Here is a 7,825-nt window from a genome sequence, read left to right as displayed (position 1 = left end):
TTAAATAATCCTAAAAATTACTGCTCAATGTGGGCAGGATTAAGATAGGTCGCTATTTTTTACCAATAGACCTTTCTTCATGGTAAAATTTGCACGTTGTGAGTTTTCTCACGTTAAGATTTCTTTTTTCTTAGTAATAAGCGGCAATTATCCATGCTTGATTCTAAATATTTGCGCTCTGAACTTAAAGAAACCGCAGAGCGTCTTGCAACCCGTAATTACAAATTAGACGTTGAAAAGTTAACCAAATTAGAAGAGATGCGTAAAGATCTGATGGTTCGTACCCAAGATCTTCAGGCAAAGCGCAACTCAATGTCAAAATCAATCGGTCAGGCTAAAAGAGAAGGCAAAGACATTACAGAAATCAAGAATGAAGTTGCCAAAATCGGTGATGAGCTTGATGTTGTAAAAGCCGAACAAGATAAGGTTTTAGCTCAGATCAATGAAATCGCCCTTACCGTTCCTAACCTTCCTGATGCGTCTTTGCCTATAGGTCCTGATGACAGCGCTAATCTTGAAATTCGCCGCGTCGGAACTCCGCGTAAGTTTGATTTTCCTATTAAAGATCATGTTGCTTTGGGTGAAGGCCTCGGCATGCTTGATTTTGCCAATGCCCGTAAGATTTCAGGTGCCCGTTTTGCCGTAATGACAGGACCTATCTGTGCATTGCACCGAGCCTTGGTTCATTACATGCTTGATTTACACTGCAAGCATCAGGGCTATACCGAAGTTTATGTTCCGTACCTTGTAAATCTCGATTCTTTATACGGTACCGGTCAGATGCCTAAATTCGGTGAAGATTTGTTCCATACTTCATTAAACGGCAACGCCGACGGCGATGACGTCAATCGTCATTTCTGCTTGATCCCCACCGCAGAAGTTCCTTTAACCAATATGGTCCGCGGTGAGATTATTCCTGAAGAAAAATTGCCGATTAAAGTTACTGCTCATACTCCGTGCTTCAGATCCGAAGCAGGATCTGCAGGTCGTGACACCCGCGGATTAATCCGTATGCATCAGTTTGACAAGGTTGAAATGGTGCAGATTGTCCGCCCTGAGGACTCATGGGAAGCATTGGAAATTTTGACTCATGATGCTGAAGCCGTTTTGCAGGGCTTGGAGCTTCCGTACCGCGTAATGACTTTGAGCACCGGCGATATCGGATTCAGCTCAGCCAAGACCTATGATTTGGAGGTGTGGCTGCCGGCACAAAATACTTATCGCGAGATTTCTTCATGCTCTAACTGCACCGACTTCCAGGCCCGCCGCATGCAGGCACGCGTTCGCCGTAAGGACGGCAAAATTGAGCTTGTCCATACTTTAAACGGCTCCGGTCTTGCAGTCGGCAGAACCTTGGTTGCCGTAATGGAAAATTATCAGAATGAAGACGGCTCCATTACCGTGCCGAAGGTTTTAAGACCGTATTTAGACGATCGTGAAGTAATAACTAAAGAGAGCATGTAATGCTAACAGCTGCCGATTGGGCAATCGTCGCCGTTATAGCAGTATCTGCTTTATTATCAGTGCTTCGCGGATTTGTTCGTGAAGCCATATCCTTAGGCGCCTGGGTAGGCGCCTTTGTCGTTACCGGCAACTTTTATTCTCCGCTTGCCGACAAGCTTACATATTTTAATGATGAGCTGACCCGCAATATTCTTGCGATTATAGGATTGTTCGTTGCAACTTTGCTGATTATCGGAATGTGCGGCAATATTATTCGTTCATTAATGAAAAAAGCAGGCTTGTCAGGTACGGATAGGTTGCTCGGTATCGTTTTCGGCGTGTTGCGCGGAATTTTAGTGGTTTGCGCGATTTTAGCTTTACTGCAAATTTTCTTTAAGCTGCATATTCTAAGTTTTATTTTGTCGACTTCATGGTGGCAGAACTCAGTTTTTATTCCTGAATTGCAGCGCATCGTAAATTGGTTTTTTATCTACTTGGGAACCCCAATAACAGGAGCATAACATGTGCGGAGTGGTCGGAATCGTAAGTCATTCACCGGTTAATTTGTCATTGTATGACGCTCTGACGGTTCTGCAGCATCGCGGACAGGATGCCGCCGGTATCGTTACTCTGGATGAAGGAAATTTCAGACAGCGTAAAGCCAACGGTCTTGTCAGTGATGTTTTCCAGCAGAAACATATGCGTCGGCTTAGAGGCAATATCGGTATAGGTCATGTCAGATATCCGACGGCAGGTTCATCATCTGCCGCAGAGGCTCAGCCCTTTTACGTCAATTCTCCTTTCGGCATTGCGCTTGCCCATAACGGTAATTTGACTAACGCAAGAGCTCTTAAAGTCAAATGCGATGAAGTTCATCGTCACGTTAATACAACATCAGATTCTGAGATCCTTCTTAACATTTTTGCTTGGCAATTATCGAAGGTAGCAAAGGATATTCCTACCCCGGATGAAGTATTTGAGGCTGTTTCCGGAGTTAATGAACTTATTAGCGGCGGTTATGCTGTTTTATCTCTTATCATCGGCGCAGGTCTTGTGGCTTTCCGTGATCCTTTCGGCATTCGTCCTTTGGTTCTAGGCTCACGCGTTGATGAAGACGGTAAGATTGAGTACATGGTAGCATCTGAAAGCGTAGCTTTGGATGTCGCAGGATTTAAGCTTGAACGTGATATTGCACCGGGTGAGGCAATTTTCATTGACGAGGCTTGCAATTTACATTCTAAGATTTGTGCTAAGAATGCAAAACTGCAGCCATGCATTTTCGAGTATGTTTATTTTGCTCGTCCTGACTCCGTCATGAACGGTGTCTCAGTATATGCTTCTCGCGTACGTATGGGAACTAAGCTTGCTGAGCAGATTAAGCGCGATTACGCAGATTTGGATATTGACGTTATTATTCCGATCCCTGAGACCTCTTGTGATATCGCTGTGCAGATGGCGCGTATTTTAGGCAAGCCTTATCGTCAAGGTTTTGTTAAAAACCGCTATATCGGCAGAACCTTCATTATGCCGGGACAAAAGCAGCGCAAGAAGTCGGTTCGCAATAAGTTAAATCCGATTCCGGCAGAATTTGCCGGCAAGAAAGTGCTGCTCGTTGACGATTCAATCGTCCGCGGTACCACTTCTGAGCAAATCGTGGATATGGCTCATGAGGCAGGTGCTAAAGCTGTTTACTTTGCATCGGCAGCTCCTGAAATTCGCTACCCTAACGTTTACGGTATCGATATGCCGACGGCAAAAGAACTTATCGCTTACGGCAGAACCAAGGAAGAGATTTGCAAGAAGATCCACGCTGACGAGCTCATCTATCAGTCCTTAAAAGATTTGGAAGATGCCGTTCGCGAAGAAAATCCCGAGCTTAAGGAATTTGAAACCTCGGTCTTTACCGGTAAATATATAACTCCGGGTATTGATAAAGAGTACTTTGATTACCTTGATAAGCAGCGTTCCGATGATGCTAAAGCCGATAAAGCATGGAATGAAGCTAATGAAGATTTGGAAATTTATAATATTTAATTTTTAAATCTAAGTGAAAAGGGCACCGCAAACAGGGTGCCTTTTTTTATTGGCATGAATAAACCTTTATAAGCGGTAAGTCTCATCGTTAATTTTTACAAATCTGTGCTTTGTTAGCCATCTATTTAATAATTTCTTTTGTTATCAATAAATTATCTTATCTTTTATCAAATCTTAAATAATATAGGAATTTTATAAATTTCATCAGTATAAAAATAATTTTTATACATATCAGTCGGTTATCTAAAAGTTTAAAAATTGTTCTTGATATGATCTTTTATATTATTTAATATGATTTAAAAGATCATATAAAATCAGTTGCAAAAAAGGATTAGAACAATGTTAACTTCAGCCGAGTACAATCCGGAACTTTCATTTTCTACGTTGCTGATTGGTCACTATAACAAGCAATGCTATAAAAAATTAATGGATATATGTTTATATCCAAAACATCATATTGGTGAAATATTTTTATTGACTGGGAAAAGAGGAACAGGAAAAACACATCTGTTAAGAGCTTTTCAAAATGAATTTAAATTAAAGCACAACAAGCTAAAATGCGGTTATTTGGACTGTCGTAAGGAATTTTATGCCTTAAATTATTATTGGTATAAAAGTAGTACTGTCTATAGCACTTTTAATGATTACTTTGCCGCATATGATGTTCTTATCCTTGATAATGTAGATACTTTTTTTGATTCATTAATTTTTAAAGATGCAACTATCGAGATTTTAAGAAATTTTTCAAAAAACAAAGTGGCTATCTTATCATCTGCTTTTGTCGCGGATAAATTTCATTTTACGTCACCATATGCTAAAGAATTCGTAAAACAGATAGGTGTCTACAAACGTTTAGATTTCAAAAAGATTTCACTACAGGAAAAATTACAAATAGCTTTTAAAAACAATGAATATTTCAGAGAACCTCTTCCTGATAATATTGTTTATCTTGCCGCATCAAGCTTTAGAGAAAATCTTACTAAATTAAAACAATTGCTGTCTTTGGCAGCAGTTGCTCATATAGCAGAAAAGGAATTGGATTCAGAGGATTTAAGAGCTATCTGTAAAGGCTTACAAGATGGGGATGACTGTTTTTATGATAGAACTTTTTACAATCTTTCATATGTAAAAAGCAATATTCAAAGCAAATCTGCCAAAGAAAACATTCCTGTTAACGGTATTAAATTTGCCTCATATTTATTGAATGCCAAGGATTACGGCAGTTGGCGGCCATCTTTTTTATTGCTGAAACCGTCTACTCATCCGTTTTCAGTGCTTGAAGATGTTCATTTAACACCAAAGGAACATGAAAAGGAAGTCGAAGGGATTTATGAAAAGGTTTATGACTGTTATTTTTCAAAAGGTTGGGGGTGTTATGAGGAAAACGGTCCGGCTATTATGATCGAAAGGCCGTATCCTAAAAAAATAGACAAACTTCAAACATCAGAGATTAAGAAGATACGAAGTGATATTGAAAAGATTCTGCAAAGACCGATCCGTATAAGCAACGCGGGTATAGAAATTCCTTATAAAAAAAGATTCTTTGTGCGTTTAAGGGATGTAGCAGATCAAAGCTGGTTATTGAATTATAGATGCAGCAGCACAAAGATACCGGTTTGTTTAGGTATTAACAGCGCTTACGGTTATCCGTGGATCGAGGATTTTGCTGACATTGGATGGTTGGCTTTGGTTGGTAAAGATCCTCATACCTTGTTTATAAGTCTCATGACGGGATTTTTATTGTTCAAGTCTCCTCAAGAGATGAGAATGGTAAATATCGGACAGAAATTTAAATCTTTATATGCAGGTCTGCCGCATCTAATTGATCTAAAGAAAGGGTTAAAAGAGATTTGCGCTGATTGTTTATCTGAAATTTATAAAAGAGAAAACTTCTTAAAAGCAAACGGTTTTAATTCATTTTCTGAATATAAAACCCACTGCAGAGGTGAAAATTTTAACTGTAAAGAACAATCACTGCCGTATATTTTGGTGTTCGGCGAAGAAATTGATGATTATGAGGAGGATGCTGCAGCTCTTATAGAGATTGCCAAAGAGGGAAGGAAAGTAGGGATATTTTCTATTTTTACTTTTAAAAGCAGTCAATCTCCGGCAGCAACAAAGATCTTGTATAAAAGTGATATTCCTATTTTGGCATTTAAGATGGAAGTTTCTGATTCTGAAGCTTTGTTAAAAAACGATGATGCCTCGCAGCTTTTACCATATGGTGACTACATATTGTGCAATAAAAATAGAGATAGATGGCACAGCACTTTAGTTACAGAAAAGGATTATTTGAAAATAAAGGCAGCATGGCTCTTAAAATAAATTACAGAAGGATAAATAAATGATGCATACAAATATTTTTAACAACAATAATTCGATGATTATAAAAAGCCTTGAAAATCAGATTAAATATAAATTCGAACATGAAATAAGAACTTTATCAAAAAGACTATGGCCAAAACCTTCGACGGATAGTTTTAGAAATCTGTTATATCAAAGAAAAATGGTTTTAAACACAATGTGTTTTGAACTTAATAATCTTTATGAAGAAAATAATTTTAAAATTGTAAATAATAAACTGATAAATATATATGAAAATATTTTTGACAGAATTGCAAAATTTAGTAATTATTTATTAATTGATTGTAAAAATAATTTTTTTGTTAATGAATATCAAATAGCTGTAAATTTGCAAATGGTCTCGGCAAGAGACAATTTATCGCTAAATGCAGATAATGCATATGGATCTGATTTTAATTATATGAATAAATTAATAAATTTATATTACAGCTATAGTCCGTATGAGTCATTGAGGATAATAAATATAATTTTAAGATTTAGACATTCAAACATGAAATTGAACGATATTAACGCGGAACTTGAAAAGCAAAATAAATTAAAAAGAATATATGAAGCCTCTGATATTACATTATTAAAAAATACTAAATTTAAAAAATATAAGATAAGCGAATTGATGAAAAAATTAGTATGCAATAGCTGCATGTCGATTCCTGACATAGTAAGAATAAATGATTTCTTATCTTGTGTGGAAGTTAAATGTATATGTAGTGAAGAAGAAAATGGAGATTTACATAAATCATCGATACAAAAAGTAGCTGCTAATAAATTTATTGTTTTATGAAGATATATCTTAAGTTTTTTTAATGAGGAGTTTTATTATGAGTAAAGTTAAAATGGGTAAAGATGATCCGTTATTTAAAACAGCACAACTATTTGCTGAAAAGTATTATCAAAGAAATCGTGAAAAAATTACACCTACTTGCTTGCAAAGTAATTTCGGGATTGGATATCCGAGAGCCAAAAAATTATATTTGGCAATTTTAGAAAATGAATCTAAAAAATAAAAAGAGTAGTTAAATTTGCGTCATTTGTTTAGGAGAAGATAATTCTATGATAACAATAGAAAATTATGACGTAAAAATTTTTACGGATAATATTGAGGATAGTGCTAAACATCAGATTGAAGAATTGTTATCAATTGATGTATTCAAGCAATGCAGGATTCGAATCATGCCGGATGTCCATGCAGGTGCAGGGTGCGTAATCGGATTTACCGGAGATTTGGGCAAGAGAGTGATTCCTAACATCGTTGGAGTTGATATCGGGTGTGGGATTTTGGTTCAACCGTTTACTTGTATAAAATCAATGAACTTTCATGAGTTAAATGAGTTTATTCTGGGCAATATTCCGTCAGGACGCGATTTTCGCGGGAAAAATTATAACGTCATACCGGATAAGTTTATGGATTTGTATCGTAATGGAAAGGAATTAATTAAAAGTATGCGCTGCTATAGGCAGCTTGATGATCCTAAGCGTTTGAATTTATCTATGGGTTCTTTGGGTGGCGGTAATCATTTTATTGAAATAGATAAAGATTCTGAAAATAATTTTTACTTGGTGGTTCATACCGGGAGCCGTGGACTTGGAAAGCAAGTGGCGCAAATTTACCAGAAATTAGCGGTGAAATGTCAATCAGGCTGGACGGAATTGATGCAAAAACAAAACCGTATGATTGCTGAGTATAAAGATGCAGGAAGAAGATCTGAACTTAAAGATGCGATTAAAGAGCTGCATAATTCTTTTAAAATGCATAAAACTGCAATACCTTACGATTTATGCTATTTAGAAGGAGACTTTAGGGAAGATTATCTTAATGATATGCGCATATGTCAAAGATGGGCGCAAAATAACAGAGCTCTTATTGTAAATTTGATTATGGATTATTTATTAAAAGGAGGATATATAGATCAGGATGAAAAGGGGTGGAGTCAAAGTGCATTTGAGGAGGGGGGGGGTGCGGACAAAATCCTGGACTAAAACCGGG

At 37.1% G+C, this 7,825-nt stretch carries 7 protein-coding genes; all 7 read left to right on the top strand.

Annotated elements, in window-relative coordinates:
• The first annotated feature begins 153 nt into the window (after nt 1-153).
• Entirely contained in the window at nt 154-1,464 is a 1,311-nt protein-coding gene (serS, locus tag HMPREF9444_RS02140) for a serine--tRNA ligase (RefSeq protein WP_009142684.1), read from the top strand.
• Entirely contained in the window at nt 1,464-1,964 is a 501-nt protein-coding gene (locus HMPREF9444_RS02135) for a CvpA family protein (protein ID WP_009142683.1), read from the top strand. Before serS ends, HMPREF9444_RS02135 begins: the two co-directional genes overlap by 1 nt.
• 1 nt (nt 1,965) lies before the next feature.
• Nucleotides 1,966-3,477, top strand: a complete 1,512-nt coding sequence (purF, locus tag HMPREF9444_RS02130) for an amidophosphoribosyltransferase (protein WP_009142682.1) — start codon at nt 1,966-1,968, stop codon at nt 3,475-3,477.
• A gap of 339 nt (nt 3,478-3,816) precedes the next feature.
• Nucleotides 3,817-5,802, top strand: coding sequence for a DnaA ATPase domain-containing protein (locus HMPREF9444_RS02125; protein ID WP_009142681.1), 1,986 nt, complete (start codon nt 3,817-3,819; stop codon nt 5,800-5,802).
• A gap of 19 nt (nt 5,803-5,821) precedes the next feature.
• Nucleotides 5,822-6,622 carry a hypothetical protein gene (locus HMPREF9444_RS02120; RefSeq protein WP_009142680.1) on the top strand — a complete coding sequence of 267 codons (801 nt, stop codon included), beginning with the start codon at nt 5,822-5,824 and terminating at the stop codon, nt 6,620-6,622.
• Nucleotides 6,623-6,659: 37 nt separating this feature from the next.
• Nucleotides 6,660-6,845, top strand: coding sequence for a hypothetical protein (locus HMPREF9444_RS02115; protein WP_040909094.1), 186 nt, complete (start codon nt 6,660-6,662; stop codon nt 6,843-6,845).
• Between the two features lie 46 nt (nt 6,846-6,891).
• Entirely contained in the window at nt 6,892-7,818 is a 927-nt protein-coding gene (locus HMPREF9444_RS02110; RefSeq protein ID WP_009142678.1) for an RtcB family protein, read from the top strand.
• The last annotated feature ends 7 nt before the right edge of the window (nt 7,819-7,825 follow it).

The organism is Succinatimonas hippei YIT 12066 (assembly GCF_000188195.1).
Lineage (GTDB): Bacteria > Pseudomonadota > Gammaproteobacteria > Enterobacterales > Succinivibrionaceae > Succinatimonas > Succinatimonas hippei.
This window is presented reverse-complemented; position numbering and strand designations above follow the sequence as displayed.